The sequence below is a fragment of the Legionella rubrilucens genome (assembly GCF_001468125.1).
GTDB classification, from domain to species: domain Bacteria; phylum Pseudomonadota; class Gammaproteobacteria; order Legionellales; family Legionellaceae; genus Legionella_C; species Legionella_C rubrilucens.
In genome coordinates this window covers 73,090-93,514 of the sequence record NZ_LNYT01000007.1, presented here as the reverse complement: position 1 = coordinate 93,514, position 20,425 = coordinate 73,090, and the positions used below count along the sequence as shown (strand labels likewise).

The following is a 20,425-nucleotide window of genomic DNA, read 5'->3' as shown; positions in this document are numbered from 1 at the left end:
AGGGATGTATCAATGCATAGCGTCAATGAAGATGGAACTATTTGTGTTAACTTAAATGACTACAATGAACTGTCAGACTCCATTCGATTCCGTGCAAAAATTGATTACCTAATTGAAAAGCTTCACTGCCCAAAAGAAATTCCTAATTTTTCTATTTCAATGTTTTTTCATGGTGGTCAACGATATTATATTTCTAATCTTTACCTATGGGCGATCCCTTATCGAACCGAAGGTTTGTATCGTGGAGACGTTGATCATGATCGCATTCTTTATAATGGGAAAGAATTTTTTATTCAGCGAGATATAAAATATGATGCGATGCAAATTCCTATTATTCAAATACTGGAATCACGTTATAGTCTAAGTACCACTTTTGCTATGGTGAGGCAATGTGAAGAATGTGATTTTATTATCGAGGCCTACCACTCTGAAAAAGTAGAGGATCCGAAAAAACTCTACTATCAAGTACGCGATAATTTTGAACAGTTTATATGCCTTTTTTTTGATGCAATGCTACCAGAAATAGTAACAGCCATACCCAACCAAAAATGGTTAGCTATATTCAACGATAGTGAGTTCAGAAAAAATGTCATCACGCGCAAAGCAGTCAAAAAACCACTGGCACAGCTCACTCCAAGAGAGTTACAATGCTTAAGCTTAATTTCCAAAGGAATGACGATTAAAAAAATATCCGAATACCTTCATCTATCAAGCGAAACAGTGAATACCCATGCCAAATCTATCCGAACTAAAATGAGCTGCGTTAATATTACCGAAGCGGTATCAAAAGCATTTCGTTTAGGGCTATTATCTTAAAATACCCAAATTTGGGGATAGGATATTTTGCCGAACATTTTATACTCCACCATGTTGTCATAATATTTACACGGAGTTGTAACATGGGATGTATTATAGAATTTAACCACGGCCTTCGATTTGATTTTATTCAAAATAAATGTCAACAAAAACTATGGATTGACGTTTTATTGCGATCTAGTAAAGCTAATATTGAGCATTTAGCACATATCCTTGATTTACCAATTGAAACGGTAATCAAGGTACATCAAGGAAACCTTTATCTTGAGGAAGAATCCGCCGAACGTTTGGGACAATTATTCCTGGTAACATTTGGGACTTAAGAAGCATATTGGGGCTATTATAACAGCTCTTTAAGAACGTGCAGGTGCTCAGCTTTGTCGTGAGTCCCAAAAATGAATAATAATGAATTATGCTATTAAAGATTGGGCATGTAAAAATTTTATGACAAAATAGTAAAAGTACATGAGCAAGAATAAGGATAGGAATCCCATGAACGATAACATGCCATTTAAAATAAAAAAAATAGTCCTTCTTAAAATTATTTTTGCGGCAATTTTTTCCTGCACAACACTCAATGCCTATGCTGGCATGCAATCCTATCACCTCCAATACCATAAGAATTCCAAAATAAACAATGTTTCCTTATCCAATACTGAAGTATTAATAGAGTTCCACCGTGGTGGCAATTCACTGGGAAGACTCCTGACAAAAACGAATGAGACTCAAGACATCACCATCGACAACACTTATGGGAAAAATTTGGTTATTCACGTGCTATTCATCGAGAAAGAGGGAAAAAGAATACGATGTTGGGGAGTATCTGCTGCTAAAACAAATACCATTGAGATTCAATGTGATAAAGTGATTTCATTGAAAAAAACAAAGGGAAACACTGGAGAGTCCACTGATTCAATCCATTAAATCACTAAGATCTCTCTGGTTAACAAATATTGACAAAAAGAACAGCGTGGCATGACACTATGTAACCCACTTGATTATAAGGAAATAAACAAAAATGACTAATAAAATTCGTGGTAAAGTCAAATGGTTTAATAAAGACAAGGGTTTTGGTTTTATTGAAAGCAGTGGCAAAGACTACTTTGTCCACTTTAGTTCAATTCAAAGTGACGGCTTTAAAACACTTCCTGATGGGGCAACTGTTCTTTTTAAAATGGGAAAAGGACAGAAAGGACCTCAGGCCGAGGAAGTAGAAGTTATCTAATAAATGACCACTATTAGATCTAGGCAAAACCGTTCTGATGACAATAACACTTATTTTTTTACTGTATGAAACCATCAAGGAGGAAAGAAGTGAATCAACGAGTTGCTTTAGTCACAGGGGGCACTGGTGGTATTGGTACTGCCATATGCCAGGAAATGCAAAAGTTAGATTATCAAGTCATTGCCTGTTATTTTAAACAGGGCAATCATGATTTGGCGAAAGAATGGCAGAAAAAACAGGCCATGCAAGGCTTTGATATCGACATTGTCTACGCCGATATTTCTTCCTTCAATGATTGTGAGAAAGTGACCGAATTGGTCATCGAAAAATACGGCAAAATCGATATTCTAGTGAATAATGCCGGTGTTACAAACGATGCCACTTTGAAAAAGATGACTCAAGAACAATGGCAGAATGTCATCCATGCCAATTTAAATAGTGTCTTTAATATGACGAAAACCGTGTTATCCAACATGTTGGACAATAGTTATGGACGTATCATCACCATTTCTTCTGTCAATGGACGCAAAGGTCAATTCGGCCAGTGTAATTACGCCGCCACAAAATCTGCATTATACGGTTTTACTAAAAGTCTGGCACAAGAAGTCGCAAAGAAAGGCATTACAGTGAATACCGTCTCCCCTGGCTATATTAATACCGAGATGCTCGCTTCTCTGAAGGATGACATTTTAGAAGCGATTGTTGCTCAAATTCCTGTGGGACGATTAGGCAAACCCCAGGAAATTGCTCGTGTTGTTGCTTTCCTTGCAGAAGAGCAAAGTGGTTTTATTACCGGCGCCAATTTTGATATTAATGGTGGACAATACATGTAATTCACGCAAAAGTCCATTGAGCACTTTTATTTTAAGCCTTGATATTGATAGCCGCCATCCACCTAGAGGATTTGCTAAGTAAATGGATGCGGCTTTATCTGTTTCCTTGTTTAAGAAGAGCGTTCTATTTCTGCAGCACATAAGTTCCTGGTGCCTTTGGCAGTAACGGATTCAGGACAGGTGATGCAATGCGTTTTTTAGTGTTTTTCTGGACCAACCACTCATGCCATTCCTGCCACCAGGAGCCCTCCCGCTTCTCTGCCATCGCAAGCCAGCTCTCAGGATTTAAGTAAGCCTCGCCTTGTTTATGCTCATGAACACGATAAGAACGTCCTGAGTGGCCAGGCTCACTGATGATGCCCGCATTATGCCCACCGCCAGTGAGAACAAAGGTCACATCCCCTTCTGTCATAAGATGGATTTTATAGACGGATTGCCAAGGGGCTACATGGTCTTTTTCAGTGCTCACAGCAAAAACAGGCAATTCGATGTTCTCAGCGGCCACCGGCTTTCCTTCCACGGTATAACGCCCTTCGGCAAAATCATTCCTTAAGAAGAGTTTTTCAAGGTATTCACTGTGCATTTTGTAAGGCATCCGTGTGGCATCCGCATTCCAAGCGGTTAAATCAATCATCCCACGCCGCATTCCATGCATGTAATCTTGAACCATTTTGGACCAAATTAAGTCATAAGCACGTAACATCTGAAAAGAACCGGCCATTTGCTTGGTATCCAGATACCCTTGCTCCCTCATCATACTTTTAAGAAAATCCACTTGACTTTCTGTCACAAAGAGCATTAATTCCCCAGCCTCAGTAAAATCCCCTTGAGCTGCTAAGAGTGTCAAGCTGTTTAAACGTTCGTCCTTGTCTCTTACCATCGCGGATGCGGTAATCATGGCCAAGGTGCCCCCTAAACAATACCCCATCAAATTGATTTTAGTTTCTGGCAAAAGGGTCGACACCGCATCAAATGCAGCCATAGCTCCTTGCCGATAATAATCATCCATCCCCAAATCCTGGTCCTCTTTGTCAGGATTGCGCCAAGAAATGATAAATACGGTGTGCCCCTGACTTACGAACCACTTCACCAAGGAGTTATGTGGTGATAAATCGAGAATATAATATTTCATAATCCAGGCTGGTAAGATGAGTATCGGCTCTTTATAGACTGTTTTCGTTTGGGCCTCATACTGAATGAGCTCAATTAAATGATTTTGAAAGACCACCCGCCCTGGGGTAATAGCCACTTGTTTCCCTGGGATAAAATGTTCAGAACCTGTAGGTGGTGCACCGGTTAGCTTTTCTAGCCAATCTTCGAATGCGATTTGGCTGCCTTGGATGAGATTAAGTCCCCCAGTGCGCCTGGCTTCATGGAATAAATCAGGATTAGACCAAACAAAATTGGAAGGGGATAGGGCATCAAGGGATTGGCGTGCCCAGAATGAAACAGTACGTTCCACCTGGTTGGGCAATCCTGGTACGTCCGTTGTGGCGCGTCGCCACCAATCCTCCATCTGCAAAAATCCTTCAGCGAATAAACGCCAAGGCATGGGCTGCCAACTGTCTTTTTTAAAACGTACGTCTTTACCATCCGCAGCACGTTCAACACAAACGATATTATTAATGCAATCCTTGGCATGAAAAACCGGATAAAAAGCAAGTTCCCACAAAACCCCAGGGGATTGGGCCAATTGCCAAAGCCAGGTGGAATAAGAAGAGCCGATGGCAGCAGGACTTATTCCTGCCGTCCATTTAGCCAGGTTGGCTTGCACTAATCGAGTGAAAAACGGAAAGAAGCTATCGGAAGTACTCATATCAGCCGGTGCACAACAAGAGAAATCCACCCCTTCTTGCAATTCTTGGTCCTGAGTGAGTATCCTTTCCTTAGGACAACATTGTTTTTCTGATCTCTTCATGGCCACGACATCCCTGGCATTATGCCCTATAATCAACAAGATATAATACAGCATAGCACAAGAATGAACCCATCAGTTCCGATTAAAGAGTCTCTCTTCAGAAATAGACAGGCTAAATAGTCACCCCTTACTATCTTTTGGCCGAACAGCACTTCTGTGTTTTTCAAGAAATGTTATCTCATTGATTTTGGCCAATAAAGTGGGCTTGTTAACTTACTTTATCCATTTTGGCTAAATTGCTTTTTTGTAGCCCAATTGGATTATTACTTGATAGTAATGAAACAACGCAAAACTACAGTGTGGTAATGGTTAACACTCAGTATTTCTAAACGGTGCTATATTATATAAATGATTTATAAAATGAGGGGTTTGTTTTTATATTGATTCAGCTACCACTTTATTCCATTGCAAGGAGCATTGATATGCCAAAGCAGAGACTTATTAAAGCAGTTATTGGGATAATGAGCGCGATACTTTTATTGGTCTCTTGTGCCCCATCAACAACGACGAATAATTCACACCGTGTTTCTCATACTTATGAAGGACACAACGTGGGAGGAATAGGTTGGCATTAACATGAGCAAGTATGTTTTTTTGCTTTTTATACCCTGTTCATGTAGTGCTATAGTAGGATGCTCAGCCCAAACAATTCATTGAAAAAATAATAAGGAGATTTCATTATGTTAAAACGGAATGTATTCATTTTATTGGCCGCTTGCAGTTTGGTTGCCATGCCACTCTTTGCAGAAGACATGTCTTCTGGTTCTCAAATGAATAATATGGGAATGCAAAGCTCTAATCAGCAGTCAACCCAACTGCAAGACGAAATGAAACAAATGCAAGAAGCACTAAAACAAATGCAACAGATGCATGATAAGCTTATGAATGCAAAAACAACGGAAGAAAAGAAATCGTTGATGCAAACACAAATGCCCATGATGGAAGAAGGCATGCACACCATGCAAAAAGGCATGAAGATGATGCAAAGTATGCACGATGATACAGCAAAACAACCCGAGATGATGGATCAACGTATGAAAATGATGCAAATGATGACGCAAATGATGCAGATGATGATGGATAGGCAAATGATGGGATGTCCCATGATGAAAAACCAATAACTCCTCTATAAGAGAGGCCTATCCTAGGGTAATTGACTCAAATCACCTGGGCTCTTATGAGATGTCTAAGAGCCCTATTATGCCAGTAGCCCATTAAGATTGGCCTATTCAGAGCCTACCTATTTCATTGAACTCTATAAAGGGATGGTTTGGTGTATCATCATATAACCCAGTGACATGGGTGTGCAGATTGATGAGACCTCCTACATAGCTTTTGTTTTTTAGATTTGAGGCGAGCTTTTATTAATTAGCATTTTGCTCTCTGTTTTCAAACTCTGTTATATTAAAATTCCATAAAGTGATGTAAAAATAGAGAGAATAGGACGACACCTAATTCATGGGTCATGAATACAATTGGAAAATGATGGACATAAACACGGCTGTTGCTCAAAGTCATGGAACTCCCATCGGCAGGATAATCGAAATCAATGGCCCTGTTGTCAGGATACATTGTGATGTTCTACCTCCTTTGCATCAATCTCTTAAAACTCACACGGACAGTGATGAATACATTTTGGAAGTGTGTCAGCATCTTGATGAGCATCATGTGAGAGCCATCACGCTTCACCGCGCCTCAGGATTGCAAAGAGGATTAGTAGTCTATGATCAAGGCACTTCATTACAAATTCCCGTTTCAAAAAAGTGCTTGGGCCGCCTTCTAAATATTTTTGGTGAGCCTTTAGACGGTGCCCCGCCATTAGAAACCCATGAATATCGTGATGTTCTAGCCAACTCCGCGCCACTTGAAATGACGAGCACTCAAGAAACCATTCTTGAGACTGGAATTAAAGTCATTGATTTACTTTGTCCTTTCGTCAGAGGGTGTAAAACAGGATTGTTTGGTGGTGCAGGCGTTGGAAAAACCGTACTGCTGATGGAATTGATGCATTCCATTATTCAATTACATCAAGGAACTTCCGTCTTTGCTGGCGTTGGGGAGCGCATTCGGGAAGGACATGAATTATGGCATGAGATGCAATCGGCTGGAGTCATGGATAAAACCCTCATGGTATTTGGTCAAATGGATGAATCGCCTGGAGTGCGCTTTCGCACCGGGTTATCGGCATTAACTTATGCGGAATATTTGCGTGATACGCTGGGCCATGAGGTTCTTTTTCTTGTGGATAATATTTATCGTTTTGTGCAAGCCGGCAGTGAAATTTCGGGGTTACTCGGCAGAATGCCGGCCAGTGTCGGTTATCAACCCACCTTAATGACTGAGATAGCGGAACTTGAAGAGCGCATGACGTCGACTGCCAAAGGCGCAGTGACTTCGGTGCAAGCGGTTTATGTTCCGGCGGATGATATGAGCGATCCGGCTGTAACTGGGATTATTACACATTTGGATTCCATCATCGTACTCTCTCGCTCACAAGCAGGCAAAGGCATTTATCCTGCCGTGGATCCCTTAGCTTCCAAGAGTCAATTTATGGATAAAATCCTATTGGGCGAGCGACACTATTCCATTGCACAAGGCGTACGAGAACACCTGGAACGTTATCAAGAATTAGAAGACATGATTTCCATGATGGGGATTGAAGAGCTTTCTCCTAAAGACCGTGCTATTGTGTTAAGAGCACGCAAACTGCAACGCTATCTTAGCCAACCCTTTCATGTCACCAAGCTTCAAACAGGAATGGAAGGGAAATCGGTTTCATTAGAACACACATTAACCGATTGCGAATCGTTCCTAAGAGGCGATTACGATGAGTTTTCAGAAGAAGAGTGTTACATGATAGGTGCCATGAATAAAGGGAGATAACGACGGACATGGAGCTTTTTACTATCCATCTTAAGAGTGCCACACAATATGAAAAAATCGATAAGATCATCAGTTTTGTGGGTGAAGATGCTTCTGGACAATTTGGGATTTTAGCACATCATGACCGAATGATGACGTGCTTAAAATTCGGCTTGGCCTGGTTTCGTTATGAGAATCAAGAGACGGAATACTTAGCCTTACCGGGTGCCGTGGTTTATTTCATTGACAATCAATTGCATATCGCGACAAGACATTATGTGCGCCATAAAGAGTACCAAGCCATACAAATGCTCCTAGAGGAAGAATTGCATTGGGAAGAAGACAATCTATCGCGTACTAAAGAAAGCGTGCATCGTTTGGATGAAGGCATGTTAAAGCGTTTATGGGAGTTAAACCGGCAGAACAGCTATGGAATTTAAAAATTCGAAAAAGGAACTGAAACAACAAGTGAAACGAAATGTTCGCAAAATCAATGAAGCCAAAAAGGGAAAATCGACTTTATTAGCCCAAACGGTGTACTTGGGTACTTTAGGCTTTGTTTTTGTTTTACCCATCATTGCTGGAGCCTATCTCGGGCTTTGGCTCGATGAAAAAATAAAAGGGTATTCCATGAGTTGGACCATCAATTTAATCCTCCTCGGTGTGATTATTGGTGCCATTAACGTGTATCTTTTAATTAAGGATTAACCGTGGAAGAAGGATTTTTAGCGTATTTTGCCTTTTCAATCGGTGGATTACCCATCACACAAAGCGTCTTGACGACGTGGTTCATTATGATGGCTTTATTCCTTTTGGCATGGAGTTCCACGCGCAAGTGCACTCTCCTACAACCAAGCACGTACCAAGTCATTTGGGAGGGTGTTTTGAGCACCATGCACGATGCGATGAACGAAGTATTGCCCGAGCACGTTGAGCTGATATTTCCTTTTGTAGCCACCTTGTGGATTTTTATCCTTGTTTCCAATTTAATCGGTGTTATTCCAGGATTTTATTCACCAACGGCGGATTTATCAGTGACGGCATCCCTTGCGATGATGACTTTTTTATCGGTACACTGGTTTGGAATTCGTGCCGAGGGGTGGCGGAACTATTTGAAACATTATCTTAAGCCAACTCCTTTTTTATTGCCTTTTCATTTAATCAGCGAAATATCTCGAACCTTAGCATTAGCCGTTCGATTGTTTGGTAATATCATGAGCTTGCAATTAACCGCCCTGATTGTCCTTATGATTGCCGGATTTTTAGTCCCTATTCCAATACTCATTTTACATATTATTGAAGCCATCATCCAGGCGTATATTTTTGGCATGCTGGCTTTAATTTACATTGCTGGGGGCATTCAAGCCCATGAGCTTAAAAGCCAAGGAGAATCGTTATGAATGACATGAGTTGGTTTAGTTTAGCATCAACCGTTATTGCAGCTATAGCCATTGCCATAGGAACCATAGGGCCGGCTCTGGCCATGGGGCGTGCTATTAGTCACGCCTTAGATGCTTTGGCAAGACAACCTGAAGCCGAAAAGTCCATCACCAGAACCTTATTTATTGGTTTAGCCATGATCGAATCGTTAGCCATTTATTGTCTGGTGATTGTTTTGATTATCCTCTTTAGAAATCCATTATTGTCTTATTTTGTAACGCAACAGGGATAAAGCCAATGGAACTCTCTTGGACCACCTTTTCATTAGAACTCATTAATTTTCTTATTCTCATTTGGATTTTGAAACGCTTTCTTTATGCGCCCATACAAAAAACCCTATTAGAACGAAAAAAAAGAGTGCAGGAACAATTAGAGGCTGCGGAAACACGGCACAAAGAAGCAACGCAATTGCAAACAACCTACGAACATCGTCTTAGCGATTGGCAACAAAAGAAAGCGACCCTGCAAAACGAGTGGCATGAAGCGATGGAACAATGGAAATCGGAAGAAAAGCTCCATTTTGAACAACAATTACATCAAGAAAAAGAACAGATTTTTTCCCATGAAAAGCAAAAAGCCTCAGCCATCATTGAAAACAATGCCAAGGAAGCGTTTCTATTGGCTGGGAAATTTGCTGAAAAAGTGTTAATCCCTTTTGCGGATGCCCATCTTGAAGAGAAAATCATTGAAAAAACCATCGTGGATCTGAATTATGTTCCGACAGAACAATGGCAATGGCTCAATACTGTGCCTGAAAAAGAGACCGTTGCGATACAAACGGCCTACCCCATCAAAGAACATCAGAAACAAGGGCTCTTGCAAGTCATTGAACAGTTGGTGCCTAAAAAACGTACCGTCTCTTTTACGGAAAATCCAAAGCTTCTCGCGGGATTAACCCTGCAAATTGGCCCCATGTGCTTGCAAGCCAACCTTCGTGATGAATTAAAATTCTTTACAGAGACAAAAAATGAACTGGCCTAACCTCCCTTCTTTTCTTGAGAAACAACGACAACGCCTTGAGCGCTATCAATTTCAAATCAAGCTATCCGAACAGGGGCAGGTGGTTTCTGTTGGAGATGGTATTATTTGGATTAAGGGCTTACCACGGGCGGCTATCGATGAAATTCTTATTTCAGAGGATGAGTGCTGTATCGCGATGGTGTTCCACCTCACCGAAGAGCTGGTTGGCGCTGTGATGCTGGTACAAACCCAAAAGTTAAAGGCAGGCACCCCTATTTTCCCTCTGAAACGCGTATTGAGTATTCCTGTAGGCGATAAACTGCTTGGGCGGGTGATTGATCCTTTAGGCCATCCATTAGATGGCGGTGAGATTCCTTCCTATGAGGAGCAAGGATTACTGGATAGGTTGTCCCCACCTATTCTTCACCGCGACTTTGTGAATCGGCCATTGTACACAGGAAATAAGATGATTGATAATTTAATTCCCATTGGAAAAGGACAAAGGGAGTTACTTATCGGGGATAATGGGCTTGGTAAAAGTGCTTTGGCCATTGACATTGTGATGAATCAAAAAGATAAAAAAGTCTATTGTGTCTATGTGTTGATTGGCCAAAAGCGTTCCACAGTGAGCTCTACCATACAATTATTAAAAGAAGCCAAGGCATTGGACTATACGACGGTTGTGGTAGCCCAAGCGACGGCCTTACCAGGATTACTTTATCTGGCCCCTTTTGCAGGGTGCGCCATTGCAGAGCACTGGATGAAAAAGGGCTTAGATACCCTGGTAGTCTATGATGATTTGAGTGCTCATGCCAATAGTTATCGTGAACTGTCCCTTTTACTGCGTAGACCTCCTGGACGAGAAGCGTTTCCCGCTGACATTTTTTATCTGCATTCCCGTTTATTAGAGCGCTCCACCTGTCTTTCCCCGGCCATGGGCGGCGGCAGTATGACGGCGTTGCCTATTATCGAAACCAAAGAAGGGGAAATGGCCACTTATATTCCTACGAATCTCATCTCAATCACCGATGGGCAAATCTTTTTTGATGAATCCTTATTCTCTTCTGGATTTCTTCCAGCCATTGATATCACCAAATCGGTCTCCCGAGTCGGTGGTAAAGCACAGCATCCGCAAATTAAAAAAGAAGCCGGTCGAATGAAACTCGATTACCTGCAATTTCTTGATTTGGAACTGTTCACTCGCTTTGGGGCGAAACTGGATGCCAAAATGCAACAGCAGATTCAAAAAGGGCGAATTTTAAGAGAAATTCTGAAACAAGAACGGTTTTCACCACTACCCATTGAATTTCAACTCGCATGGCTTATTGCTTACAATGAGGGTTTCTTTGACGAATTGAATTTAGAAGACATCCCCAAAATCCTCAAAAAAATAGAGGAAGAAATAAAACAGAGCAATTGGTCATTGGGAAGACCACGAGAACAATGGGAAAAAGCGATAAAAGAATGGCTAATGGCATAAACTGACCCATTATCCATTCCAAAGTAATGAGTCTCATTGATCACTTGGAAGGTTTTATGACGAAGCGAATGAAACTAAAAGAACATCTTCATACTTTAGACGAAATTAGCCACATCATGACGGCCATGAAAAATCTCTCTTTAATTGAACTAGGCAAAATCACCCAATGTCTTGTCCTACAGGACCACGTCATTAAAACCATTCGTGAAGTGAGCCATGATTTTTTAAGTTTCTATCCCCTGCCCCCAATGAATCAACAAGGAAATCACCCCTTAGTTTCTATTCTTATTGGCTCAGAGCGAGGCTTTTGTGGCTCTTTTAATGATCATGTGCTTCATCAGTTAGAAGCGCACAAAGAGCACCATTCTGAATTGGAACCTGCACTCATTCTTGTAGGGCATAAACTGACATTAAAAATGGCTAATGATTCTCGTGTCATGGCAACAATCGATGGACCCAATGCCATTGAAGAAATCCCAGCCGTGATTTCAAACGTGTTAACCACGTTAGAAAAAGCCTTATTGCAAAGAAATAAGACATGGCATTCTTGGCAATGGGCTATTCTCTTCAATGAGGAAGAGCACAATCAAATTCAAGTAAAAACCTGGCAGCCCTTTAAAGAATTGGATACAAATCCTGTGCCTCCTTTTTCGGTGCCACCCGTTTTAAATGTACCCAAAAACCAGTTTTTTGCTGATCTGGTGGAGCATTATTTACTGGCCATGTGTTATGCGATTTTTTATCAATCGTTTTTTGCGGAGAATCATCAACGACTTGTTCATTTAAACCAGGCATTAGATCGCTTAGAAAATAAAAAAAATTCATTAACGAATCGCCTTAATTTCCTGCGCCAAGAAGAAATTACTGAAGAAATTCAGAATATTTTACTTAGCGTAGAAGCGATTGTTGGTCATTCTCTCACTTAAAAATACCAGGTAACCCCTCACATCGCCTCTTTATGAGGTCGTTTTCTTATGGAGGCTACAGACGACTATTAGTTTCAACTGCCCTGGTTTCGATTCCCCACGGCATAAGGCCTTGTATTTTTCCTGTCCCGAAATGGCGATGAGTTCAAGAGCGATTTGATCTTTATCATCATAACCTAAGATAAACTGTTGTTTTTCATCCGTGACCACTGAGAAATGTCCTCTGGGATATCCATAATAGTAGATTTTGATGATTAATGTGGCTTTTTTAAGCGGGATATTTTTTATAGGAGAGATCTTTGAGTACTCCACCGAAAAAACACCATTTCGATATTGGGCTAACGAAACCATCGTCAATAAACTCAAGACCACACTCCCTAATAGAACCATCCACTTCCTCGCCATTGGGAGTTCCTCCATTCTGGCGTCATCCTGTTCACTGCTGTGTCTGAATTGGCGCTTAACCAATTGCTCCCAATAAGGTTATCAAAGCGAGCTTTCCCTTCACTTTTTTAAGATTCACATAGGACATCTCTTAAAAAAGCTTCTATTATAGAATAGACGGAAACCGCAAAAAAGAGCAAATAACGTACTGATTTGGCTCAGTTTCTAATCCATGGAATGAATTATTCCATGAATTCATAATCATACCCTTTTGAGTTATTGGAAATTTGTTACAGAATATGGGATAAACTATTATGAGACGCGAAAGCAAATCATCTCAGCTTAAAATACAGGAGGGTCTTTTAGTGAATAAGAAAGACTTTCGTGCGGACTGCTCCACTTAAAACCATGTCATGAATCGACAGTTTAAGTGCGCTTTGGAGGGAAAGGATGCGGTTTCAATACATTAAAAAATTTATCCACCTTCGATGGGTTCAAACCTTCTCCATTTCGTTCCTGTTGACGGTGGCTTCTGTCTCCTTTACACAAACCACAACGGAAGAACATGCCGCACATCACCAAGGAGGCGAAAAAGAGAAAGAAGGCGAGGGAATGAGTGGCATGATGAAAAACATAGGGACTCCCTCTAAGGACCTTTACCCCTCTTTAATGAATTTACCCACATTATCCACCGAAAAACGCCTTGCAATTCAACAAATGGCCCATCAACGCATCACATCCGGCATTGCGCTCATGAAAGGTGGGCTTAACGAGCTTTTGTTGGCATCCAGCAAGAACGACTACGTTAAAATGCAGGAAGCCTTAGAGAAATTACGGGAAGGGATTGCTCAATATGAGAGTGCACTGGCCGCACTTCGCGCCCTTTCTGAAGGAAAAAATCCTCGCGACATCGCATTGCAGTGGTTTAAACGTGAAATGAATCTTCTTCCAAGTAGTCCACAAGCCAGGAATGTCTTAGGGGGGCCTTTTTTTCATTTAACGATTATCGCCCTATTTGGTCTGTTTTTTTTGGTCATGATTTGGATGTATTTTTTCAAAATGAGAAGAGCTGCTGCTTTGCTCGATCGCTTAACGAAACAAAATGCGGCTGCTCCTTTGGATGACTCACCCCAATCTTCAAAAGCAGCTGAACCAACCCCTTCCTTGTCCGTAGAGCCCATTAAGCCCTCTCAAGTTTCTAAGTTGCCATCAGAGACTGCTCCAACTACCCCTCCTACCTGTCCCGCCCATAAATGTCCCGTTCCCCAATTTCCAGTCATGCGATCGCTCACCGAACCGGAAGAGAAATGGGAAGGAACACTTCGTGTTTGCCGTATCTTTCAAGAAGCACCAGAAATCAAAACGTATCATTTGGCCTCACTCCATGAGGTGGCGTTGCCATTTACCTATTATCCTGGCCAGTTCATTACGCTCACCGCAGTGATCAATGGTAAAACGGTAAGACGCAGTTACACCATGGCGTCCACCCCAACCCAATTGCATTATTGTGCCATTACGGTTAAGCGCGAAGAGCACGGTTTGTTTTCCCGTTATTTGCATGACGAAATTAAGGAAGGGGATGTACTGGATGTGATGGGACCTAATGGTAAATTTACTTTTACTGGGGAAGAGGCAAAGAGCATCGTATTGATTTGTGGCGGGGTTGGTATTACCCCGATGATGAGCATCATCCGCTATCTCACCGACATTGGATGGCACAATGACATTTATTTGCTGTACTGTTGTCGCACGACGAGTGAGTTTCTCTTTCGTGAAGAATTAGAGCAACTTCAAGAAAGATACTTAAATCTCCATGTGTATGCGTCGATGCTGCGCTCAGAGGGAGCCGTTTGGATGGGGTTACAAGGCCTATTCACCAAGAATATCATCAGCCATCTTGTCCCTGATATTGCCTCTCATCGTATCCATGTTTGTGGTCCTCCTGCGATGATGGATGCCATCCTTGCTATCTTAAAAGAACTTAACGTGCCCACAGATTTGATTCTAACGGAAGCGTTTGGACCAGAAAAGAAACCAGAAATAGCCCAAGAAGACTTCGTCAAAGCCGATACCCGTGCGATGGTTTCTTTTCGGAAATCTGAAAAAATGGTTCCGATTTTGCCAGACCGCACCCTTCTTGAAATCGCTGAAGCCAATGGGATTGCTATTGATTATGCGTGTCGAACCGGGCAATGTGGGTTATGTAAAGTGACATTGCTGTCAGGAGAGGTGACCATGGCCTGTGAAGATGCTCTTTCCAAGGAAGACAAACAACAGGGGCTTATCTTAGCCTGTCAGGCCAAAGCGACAAAAAATATTGAGGTGGATGCTTAATGAATGCGCAAGGACGTCTGATGGTTTTGGGCTTAGTGCTGTTACTGCTTATCACGTGGCTGGGCTTTGCAGTCCATACCTCTTATCGTTTTGCCGGGAGTTTTTGGGGTGGTTTTTTTGGCGTGAGTGGCTCAATATTGATGCTCATTCCACTACTCTACCTCTTTATTAAGCGCATTTCTTTTTTGAAAAATTGGGTAACACGGTACGTGTCCATGAATACCCTGTTGTCGTGGCATATTTACACCGGCATTATCGGCTCTATTTTAGTCTTGATTCATACAGGACATAAATTTAATAGCGCTTTAGGTATTGCTTTGACTGCTATGACGATCATTGTCACGCTCAGTGGTTTTATTGGCCGTTATCTCATGGGCTTTATGACTCAGGAAATCGATGAAAAAAAGACCATCTTGACGGGATTACAAAAGCAATACCAAATTGTGGCTCAAGAATTACAAGCAAGCGCACCCTCCAAGCAAAACATCGGGAAATTACACCTAATGACCGCTCGCTTTCTTTCCTGGTTGCTTGAAGACACCGCATTGGATGGTCAGTTAATCAAGTCGGCAGAGGTACGCGCTTTGTGCTTGGCGGATGCCATCTCTGAGCTGGAATACGCCATTCGTTTTCACGAGCACTTCAAGCGCCTGTTTCAAAAATGGTTAACGTGTCACATTATTACCGCACTGGTATTGTATGTTCTGCTGGGTTTGCACGTGTGGTCTGGAATTTATTTTGGATTAAGGTGGTTTCAATGAAGCTTCGCTGGGCTACACTCGCCGCCCTTACCGTGATAGCGGCACTATCTTTTGTGGCCTATTACCTATCTTATCATGGAGATGAGGTGAGCAGTTTGACGAACGTGGCCGAGTGGCAAAGAATGGCAAGCCCTGGAGAACTTTCCAAGGCCCACTCGTTTTTAAGCCACAACTGCACTGCGTGTCATACCCCAGTCAAAGGAGTTGAGGCCGTGAACTGTATCGCCTGCCATGCCAACAACGAATCTCTGTTAAAACGCCAGCCGACCTCATTTCATGCCAACGTAGGCAATTGTGTCGCGTGCCATAGAGAGCACCAGGGCAGAACAGCACGCATCACTCAGATGGATCACAATGCTTTGGTTTCATTAGGATTGCAGCAACTTAAAGCCTTTTCAAATGCAAATGATGAGGAAGAGCAGTTGATTATTAATCAGGTTACGCTCTTTTTAGAGCAGAATGAATCCAATAGGTCCACATTACGAGTCAACCCCCAGTTATCACCTCAAGAACAGACTTTACGCTGTGCCTCGTGTCATCAAAACAAGGACAAGCACTTTAAGTTATTTGGCGACGATTGTTCTGCTTGTCATGAAACGGCTCATTGGAGCCTCTCTGAATTTAGGCACCCATCCCCGAGCTCCATGGATTGTGCTCAATGCCACCAAGCGCCACCCAGTCATTATATGGAGCATTTTAATATGATTTCAAAAAAAGTGGCTCATGAGCATGAAGCCCGTGTAGATCAATGTTTCCTTTGTCACCAAACCACTTTGTGGACTGATATTAAAGGAGTTGGGTTTTATAAGCATCATTGAGGGAGGGTTTAGCCCTATTAGTGCCTTTATTCTATTTTTGTTCTTAAGCTCACCTCTACTCTATGGCATTGTTTATTCAAAATTCACTACTCTTTTTGTATCCAGTTTTGTGCCATAAATTTGTTATGCACTGACTGGGCTATTGATTGGATGGCTGATTCTGACTCGACGTTTGATGTGGCATCGTCATGTGCATACTCGCAGGCGTTTGAATATATCCCTTATACCAGTATACAGTGGCATAATAACCACTACAAATCATTCCTAAAATCGCAAAGAGAATGATGAGCCAACCAAAAACTTTTGCCAGCGAAATACCGAGACCCTCGTTGCGTGAAGCCCAGACGACCAAAATAATACCAAGCGCTATAGCAACCAAAGATAACATCTGAGCGGTATGGAATATAAAGGCTTCACCTTGTATCATTGGCATCTGGAAATAACCGGCATACCAGTACTTAATACTGTAATAAGTACTGCATAATTCCCCTAAAACCCCAATAATGACGATGAGCCAACCAAATACTTTGCTTAATCCCGTACTGTTCCCTTCATTACGTAATGCCCAAACTACCAACATGATCCCAAGTGCTATTGCGATAAGGCCGAGCATTTCGGCACTGTGAAACATAAACATCATGGCGCATCTCCTTTAATCTTATTTTGCTTACTCAAATGAGGTATAAATCCAGGAGTCCTTGCGGCGTAGCGTTGATACTCCTCACCAAATTCGGCCAAGACTTCTTTTTCTTCTCTACGCGCGAGACGAACATACATATAAACCAGTATAGGAAACATGATTAAGGTCAGAATGGTTGGCCATTGCAATAAAAAACCAATCATCACCAGAATAAATCCATCGTATTGCGGATGACGAATTTTGGCATACAGCCCACTGGTTGCAAGTTGATGCTTCTTTTGAGCGCGATAAAGAGTACCCCAGGCGGATGCAATCATCCAAAGACCGCCGATAATGAAGACAAAACTTAAAATATGAAAGACATCAAAATGAGGATCACCTTTCAAGCCAAGCAGGGTATGGAGTAAATGGCCACTGTCATGACCGTATAAATCCATTCCAGGATAATATTTAGAAAGCCATCCTGACAATAAATAAATAGTTAAAGGAAAACCATACATTTCAGTAAAATAGGCAACCACAAAAGCAGAGAAAGCCCCAAAGGCACGCCAGTCTCGTTTTGTCTTAAACGTGGTAGTACAACTGTAAGCAAACAAAATGAAAATCGCCGAATTGACAATGACCAATAACCACAAACCATAAGCATACGAAGTATGTTCCATGTCGATTAATCCTTATTCTCAGAAGAATCATTGTCCTTACTATCCGATTTATGGTGATGCTCCTCTCCATGCCCTCCATGTCCTCTATGCATAAACAGATGCATTAGTGGACAGAGTAAGACTAACAGTAAAAAAGGCGAAGCCCCAAGAAAACTCGCAATGTGAGCACCATGCTCTACAATCAAGAAATAGCCAATAATCCCAATAATGAGGATGGCCACCATGCCAGAAGGAGAACTCCAAAAGCGCATCTCTTTTTGTTGTTTTGGTGGCTGTGGGTGATGCTTAGGTTCAGGCGACATGATGTGCCCTCCTTTGCTCATTAATTCTTATTAGTATAGTCCATCCTGATAAAAGATTGCGCCAGTAAAGTATCACCTCATAAATTGTTCAAATATTGAACCAAGGTGCTCTCTTGTCTATACTGAAAATGATAAGTATTGGATTTATAGTAGTTTAGAATAGCGCAATCACATTCTTTACAAGGAGCGGCAATATGTGGACTTTAAAGACGTTGAAGCGGTTTGTTGCTGTAGCCGCTTTGATAGGCTCAACTGCTGTAGCTGCTGCCTTTGATACCTCAGTCAAAAATGATTCCCAATTAGGTTCTATGATATTGGCTGCCAGTGTCCATCATCCACCTCATTGGACACCTCATGGTGGACATGGTAAGTGGCATTGGGATGGACATAGATGGCATTGGATTCAATACCACTACAAGTGGCATCATAACTGGCATCAAAATTGGCACCAACAAAACTGGCATCACGGTGGACAAGGTGGACACGGCTGGCAAGGTGGACATGGCAGCGGACATTAAGAGGATGGGAACTCATTCTCTTGATGCGTGAGTAATATATTTGTGCCAAATATACTCAGTCAGGTAAATCAGTAACCGTCATAAAGACGTGAGGAAGGACCTTCTATTCTTTGGGGAGAGTAAGCCTAATATCCCAATCAACACTAATAATAGGAGAATGAGTCCCAGTAAGAAGAGACATGAAATTCAAGCAGGACAACTCTCTTTATAGGCTTAGGCCTAAATTTGAAAAATATCCGCGAGTTCCTTGGGCCGTAACCGCTTTATCGTATCGACTCAAGGCATGAATGTAAGCCGCTTGCCGCATATCTGTTTGATATTGTTCCATCATCTGCCAAATATTCTTGAATTCACGGGATATGATAGTCTGTAATTCTTCTTGAACTTTTTCCATAGTCCAATAATAACCTGATTTATTTTGCACCCACTCAAAATAGCTTACGATTACCCCACCCGTATTGGCTAATATATCGGGTACAATTAATAGTCCCTTTTTCTGCAATAGTGCATCGGCCTCTAAGGTTATTGGACCATTTGCAATTTCAACGATTATGGGAGCCTTAATTCTTGCTGCATTTTCTTGGGTAATTTGATTTTGTGCAGCAGCTGGGATCAGTAAGTCGACATCGAGTTCCAATAATTCTTCATTCGTGATTCTGGCTTCCTTCGCAAGGTCACAAACAGACTTTTTGCAATAGATAGACTGCACTTCTTTAGAGTTATTTTTTATTTCAATCATGCGAGGTATATCGATGCCTTTGGTATTATAAATTCCTCCTTTCGAATCACTTATCGCAACAATTTTATAGCCATTGTCATAAAGCAGCTTAGCGATACTTTGTCCCGCATTACCAAATCCTTGAACAGCAACTCGTAGCTCAGAAGACTGCCATTTTTTCTTTTTTTCAAGAATTTTAATGCAATAGTAGGCACCTAGACCGGTCGCACCCTCACGTCCAAAGCTCCCTCCTAAAGGAATAGGCTTACCTGTGATTACCGCTGGACTATTTTGCCGAACAATGGTGGCATACTCATCCATCATCCAGCCCATGATCATCTCATTGGTATACATATCAGGAGCAGGAATGTCTTTGTCTGGCCCAATAAAATCCGCGATTAACTCAATATAGCTTCGGCTTAATCGCTCCAATTCCATGCGGGATAACTGTTTTGGATCAACAATTACCCCACCTTTTGCGCCACCAAAGGGGATGTCAACGACAGCGCATTTTATTGTCATCCATAATGCAAGAGTTTTCATCTCGTCTAAATCCAATTTTGGATGAAACCGTATGCCCCCTTTCATAGGACCACGGTTGTCATTATGATGGACTCGATAAGCTGGAAAAATTTTTAATTCACCATTATCCATCCGAACCGGGAGAGATACTTCCAGACAGGATTTAGGGTGTTTCAGTTTCTCTAAAGCTTCAGGATCAATACGACAAAATGAAGCAGCCTTATCAAGCCGTGAAAGAGCATCTAAGTACATACATTCCTCCAATTAGTGCATTCACGAGGTTTCTTCTGAACAAACCACGAGTAC

The 20,425-nt window shown here is 41.8% G+C and carries 24 protein-coding genes; 17 read left to right on the top strand and 7 right to left on the bottom strand.

Annotation, left to right across the window (positions count from 1 at the left end; translation table 11 throughout):
- The first annotated feature begins 12 nt into the window (after positions 1–12).
- The 5 genes from Lrub_RS04080 (at position 13) to phbB (ending at position 2,874) form a co-directional block, all read left to right on the top strand.
- Positions 13–816 carry a helix-turn-helix transcriptional regulator gene (locus tag Lrub_RS04080; RefSeq protein ID WP_058530926.1) on the top strand — a complete coding sequence of 268 codons (804 nt, stop codon included), beginning with the start codon at positions 13–15 and terminating at the stop codon, positions 814–816.
- An 83-nt stretch (positions 817–899) separates the two neighbouring features.
- A complete protein-coding gene (locus Lrub_RS04075) occupies positions 900–1,139 on the top strand; it encodes a hypothetical protein (RefSeq protein ID WP_058530925.1) in 240 nt (79 codons plus the stop codon).
- A 169-nt stretch (positions 1,140–1,308) separates the two neighbouring features.
- The gene (locus Lrub_RS04070) at positions 1,309–1,740 is read left to right on the top strand and encodes a hypothetical protein (protein WP_058530924.1); all 432 of its coding nucleotides are present in this window, start codon (positions 1,309–1,311) and stop codon (positions 1,738–1,740) included.
- A gap of 94 nt (positions 1,741–1,834) precedes the next feature.
- Positions 1,835–2,041, top strand: a complete 207-nt coding sequence (locus Lrub_RS04065; protein ID WP_058530923.1) for a cold-shock protein — start codon at positions 1,835–1,837, stop codon at positions 2,039–2,041.
- An 89-nt stretch (positions 2,042–2,130) separates the two neighbouring features.
- Positions 2,131–2,874 carry an acetoacetyl-CoA reductase gene (phbB, locus tag Lrub_RS04060; RefSeq protein WP_058530922.1) on the top strand — a complete coding sequence of 248 codons (744 nt, stop codon included), beginning with the start codon at positions 2,131–2,133 and terminating at the stop codon, positions 2,872–2,874.
- Positions 2,875–2,998: 124 nt separating this feature from the next.
- On the opposite strand, the gene Lrub_RS04055 is transcribed toward phbB, so the two are convergent.
- Complete coding sequence (locus tag Lrub_RS04055; RefSeq protein ID WP_058531538.1) at positions 2,999–4,792, bottom strand: PHA/PHB synthase family protein; 1,794 nt, start codon at positions 4,790–4,792, stop codon at positions 2,999–3,001.
- A gap of 680 nt (positions 4,793–5,472) precedes the next feature.
- On the opposite strand from Lrub_RS04055, the gene Lrub_RS04050 reads away from it, so the two are divergent.
- The 9 genes from Lrub_RS04050 to Lrub_RS04010 all read left to right on the top strand — a co-directional run bounded on the left by Lrub_RS04050 (position 5,473) and on the right by Lrub_RS04010 (position 12,460).
- Positions 5,473–5,913, top strand: coding sequence for a type IV secretion protein Dot (locus Lrub_RS04050; RefSeq protein WP_027265825.1), 441 nt, complete (start codon positions 5,473–5,475; stop codon positions 5,911–5,913).
- 337 nt (positions 5,914–6,250) lie between these two features.
- Positions 6,251–7,675: a F0F1 ATP synthase subunit beta gene (atpD, locus tag Lrub_RS04045; RefSeq protein ID WP_058530921.1), complete on the top strand. Its 1,425-nt coding sequence runs from the start codon at positions 6,251–6,253 to the stop codon at positions 7,673–7,675.
- Positions 7,676–7,683: 8 nt separating this feature from the next.
- Positions 7,684–8,094 carry a F0F1 ATP synthase subunit delta/epsilon gene (locus Lrub_RS04040; protein ID WP_058530920.1) on the top strand — a complete coding sequence of 137 codons (411 nt, stop codon included), beginning with the start codon at positions 7,684–7,686 and terminating at the stop codon, positions 8,092–8,094.
- Entirely contained in the window at positions 8,084–8,362 is a 279-nt protein-coding gene (locus tag Lrub_RS04035; protein ID WP_058530919.1) for an AtpZ/AtpI family protein, read from the top strand. The genes Lrub_RS04040 and Lrub_RS04035 overlap by 11 nt, the downstream gene beginning before the upstream one ends.
- A 2-nt stretch (positions 8,363–8,364) precedes the next feature.
- The gene (locus Lrub_RS04030; protein ID WP_082651436.1) at positions 8,365–9,054 is read left to right on the top strand and encodes a F0F1 ATP synthase subunit A; all 690 of its coding nucleotides are present in this window, start codon (positions 8,365–8,367) and stop codon (positions 9,052–9,054) included.
- The gene (locus Lrub_RS04025) at positions 9,051–9,326 is read left to right on the top strand and encodes a F0F1 ATP synthase subunit C (RefSeq protein ID WP_019235654.1); all 276 of its coding nucleotides are present in this window, start codon (positions 9,051–9,053) and stop codon (positions 9,324–9,326) included. Before Lrub_RS04030 ends, Lrub_RS04025 begins: the two co-directional genes overlap by 4 nt.
- Positions 9,327–9,331: 5 nt before the next feature.
- A complete protein-coding gene (locus tag Lrub_RS04020) occupies positions 9,332–10,075 on the top strand; it encodes a F0F1 ATP synthase subunit delta (protein WP_058530918.1) in 744 nt (247 codons plus the stop codon).
- Positions 10,062–11,534: a F0F1 ATP synthase subunit alpha gene (locus tag Lrub_RS04015; RefSeq protein ID WP_058530917.1), complete on the top strand. Its 1,473-nt coding sequence runs from the start codon at positions 10,062–10,064 to the stop codon at positions 11,532–11,534. Before Lrub_RS04020 ends, Lrub_RS04015 begins: the two co-directional genes overlap by 14 nt.
- A 56-nt stretch (positions 11,535–11,590) precedes the next feature.
- Positions 11,591–12,460 carry a F0F1 ATP synthase subunit gamma gene (locus tag Lrub_RS04010; protein ID WP_058531536.1) on the top strand — a complete coding sequence of 290 codons (870 nt, stop codon included), beginning with the start codon at positions 11,591–11,593 and terminating at the stop codon, positions 12,458–12,460.
- 30 nt (positions 12,461–12,490) lie between these two features.
- On the opposite strand, the gene Lrub_RS04005 is transcribed toward Lrub_RS04010, so the two are convergent.
- Entirely contained in the window at positions 12,491–12,832 is a 342-nt protein-coding gene (locus tag Lrub_RS04005) for a hypothetical protein (RefSeq protein ID WP_237760766.1), read from the bottom strand.
- A gap of 462 nt (positions 12,833–13,294) precedes the next feature.
- Here Lrub_RS04005 and Lrub_RS04000 point away from each other — a divergent pair, with 462 nt between their 5' ends.
- The 3 genes from Lrub_RS04000 to Lrub_RS03990 are packed head-to-tail and all read left to right on the top strand — an operon-like array spanning position 13,295 to position 16,757.
- Complete coding sequence (locus Lrub_RS04000) at positions 13,295–15,178, top strand: 2Fe-2S iron-sulfur cluster-binding protein (protein ID WP_058530916.1); 1,884 nt, start codon at positions 13,295–13,297, stop codon at positions 15,176–15,178.
- The gene (locus tag Lrub_RS03995; RefSeq protein ID WP_058530915.1) at positions 15,178–15,939 is read left to right on the top strand and encodes a hypothetical protein; all 762 of its coding nucleotides are present in this window, start codon (positions 15,178–15,180) and stop codon (positions 15,937–15,939) included. The genes Lrub_RS04000 and Lrub_RS03995 overlap by 1 nt, the downstream gene beginning before the upstream one ends.
- Entirely contained in the window at positions 15,936–16,757 is an 822-nt protein-coding gene (locus tag Lrub_RS03990) for a cytochrome c3 family protein (RefSeq protein WP_058530914.1), read from the top strand. Before Lrub_RS03995 ends, Lrub_RS03990 begins: the two co-directional genes overlap by 4 nt.
- 139 nt (positions 16,758–16,896) lie before the next feature.
- On the opposite strand, the gene Lrub_RS03985 is transcribed toward Lrub_RS03990, so the two are convergent.
- The 5 genes from Lrub_RS03985 to Lrub_RS03965 form a co-directional block, all read right to left on the bottom strand.
- A complete protein-coding gene (locus Lrub_RS03985) occupies positions 16,897–17,397 on the bottom strand; it encodes a hypothetical protein (RefSeq protein WP_058530913.1) in 501 nt (166 codons plus the stop codon).
- Entirely contained in the window at positions 17,394–18,059 is a 666-nt protein-coding gene (locus tag Lrub_RS03980; RefSeq protein ID WP_058530912.1) for a methyltransferase family protein, read from the bottom strand. Before Lrub_RS03980 ends, Lrub_RS03985 begins: the two co-directional genes overlap by 4 nt.
- A 5-nt stretch (positions 18,060–18,064) precedes the next feature.
- A complete protein-coding gene (locus tag Lrub_RS03975; RefSeq protein WP_058530911.1) occupies positions 18,065–18,361 on the bottom strand; it encodes a DUF2933 domain-containing protein in 297 nt (98 codons plus the stop codon).
- Between the two features lie 306 nt (positions 18,362–18,667).
- Positions 18,668–18,895: a hypothetical protein gene (locus Lrub_RS14900; protein WP_162263124.1), complete on the bottom strand. Its 228-nt coding sequence runs from the start codon at positions 18,893–18,895 to the stop codon at positions 18,668–18,670.
- Between the two features lie 189 nt (positions 18,896–19,084).
- Positions 19,085–20,371 (bottom strand): Glu/Leu/Phe/Val family dehydrogenase, encoded by a 1,287-nt coding sequence (locus Lrub_RS03965; RefSeq protein ID WP_058530909.1) that lies wholly within the window; start codon positions 20,369–20,371, stop codon positions 19,085–19,087.
- Between the last annotated feature and the right edge of the window lie 54 nt (positions 20,372–20,425).

Excerpts from the sequence above, each read along its gene's own strand:
- Lrub_RS04000 (WP_058530916.1), top strand. The coding sequence starts at position 13,295 with ATGCGGTTTCAATACATTAAAAAATTTATCCACCTTCGATGGGTTCAA.
- Lrub_RS03975 (WP_058530911.1), bottom strand. The coding sequence starts at position 18,361 with ATGTCGCCTGAACCTAAGCATCACCCACAGCCACCAAAACAACAAAAA.
- Lrub_RS03985 (WP_058530913.1), bottom strand. The coding sequence starts at position 17,397 with ATGATGTTTATGTTTCACAGTGCCGAAATGCTCGGCCTTATCGCAATA.
- Lrub_RS04075 (WP_058530925.1), top strand. The coding sequence starts at position 900 with ATGGGATGTATTATAGAATTTAACCACGGCCTTCGATTTGATTTTATT.
- Lrub_RS04040 (WP_058530920.1), top strand. The coding sequence starts at position 7,684 with ATGGAGCTTTTTACTATCCATCTTAAGAGTGCCACACAATATGAAAAA.
- Lrub_RS04020 (WP_058530918.1), top strand. The coding sequence starts at position 9,332 with ATGGAACTCTCTTGGACCACCTTTTCATTAGAACTCATTAATTTTCTT.
- Lrub_RS03990 (WP_058530914.1), top strand. The coding sequence starts at position 15,936 with ATGAAGCTTCGCTGGGCTACACTCGCCGCCCTTACCGTGATAGCGGCA.
- Lrub_RS04010 (WP_058531536.1), top strand. The coding sequence starts at position 11,591 with ATGACGAAGCGAATGAAACTAAAAGAACATCTTCATACTTTAGACGAA.
- atpD (WP_058530921.1), top strand. The coding sequence starts at position 6,251 with ATGGGTCATGAATACAATTGGAAAATGATGGACATAAACACGGCTGTT.
- Lrub_RS03995 (WP_058530915.1), top strand. The coding sequence starts at position 15,178 with ATGAATGCGCAAGGACGTCTGATGGTTTTGGGCTTAGTGCTGTTACTG.
- Lrub_RS04015 (WP_058530917.1), top strand. The coding sequence starts at position 10,062 with ATGAACTGGCCTAACCTCCCTTCTTTTCTTGAGAAACAACGACAACGC.
- Lrub_RS03965 (WP_058530909.1), bottom strand. The coding sequence starts at position 20,371 with ATGTACTTAGATGCTCTTTCACGGCTTGATAAGGCTGCTTCATTTTGT.
- Lrub_RS14900 (WP_162263124.1), bottom strand. The coding sequence starts at position 18,895 with ATGAGTTCCCATCCTCTTAATGTCCGCTGCCATGTCCACCTTGCCAGC.
- Lrub_RS04070 (WP_058530924.1), top strand. The coding sequence starts at position 1,309 with ATGAACGATAACATGCCATTTAAAATAAAAAAAATAGTCCTTCTTAAA.
- Lrub_RS04035 (WP_058530919.1), top strand. The coding sequence starts at position 8,084 with ATGGAATTTAAAAATTCGAAAAAGGAACTGAAACAACAAGTGAAACGA.
- Lrub_RS04080 (WP_058530926.1), top strand. The coding sequence starts at position 13 with ATGCATAGCGTCAATGAAGATGGAACTATTTGTGTTAACTTAAATGAC.
- Lrub_RS04065 (WP_058530923.1), top strand. The coding sequence starts at position 1,835 with ATGACTAATAAAATTCGTGGTAAAGTCAAATGGTTTAATAAAGACAAG.
- Lrub_RS04025 (WP_019235654.1), top strand. The coding sequence starts at position 9,051 with ATGAATGACATGAGTTGGTTTAGTTTAGCATCAACCGTTATTGCAGCT.
- Lrub_RS04055 (WP_058531538.1), bottom strand. The coding sequence starts at position 4,792 with ATGAAGAGATCAGAAAAACAATGTTGTCCTAAGGAAAGGATACTCACT.
- Lrub_RS04050 (WP_027265825.1), top strand. The coding sequence starts at position 5,473 with ATGTTAAAACGGAATGTATTCATTTTATTGGCCGCTTGCAGTTTGGTT.
- Lrub_RS03980 (WP_058530912.1), bottom strand. The coding sequence starts at position 18,059 with ATGGAACATACTTCGTATGCTTATGGTTTGTGGTTATTGGTCATTGTC.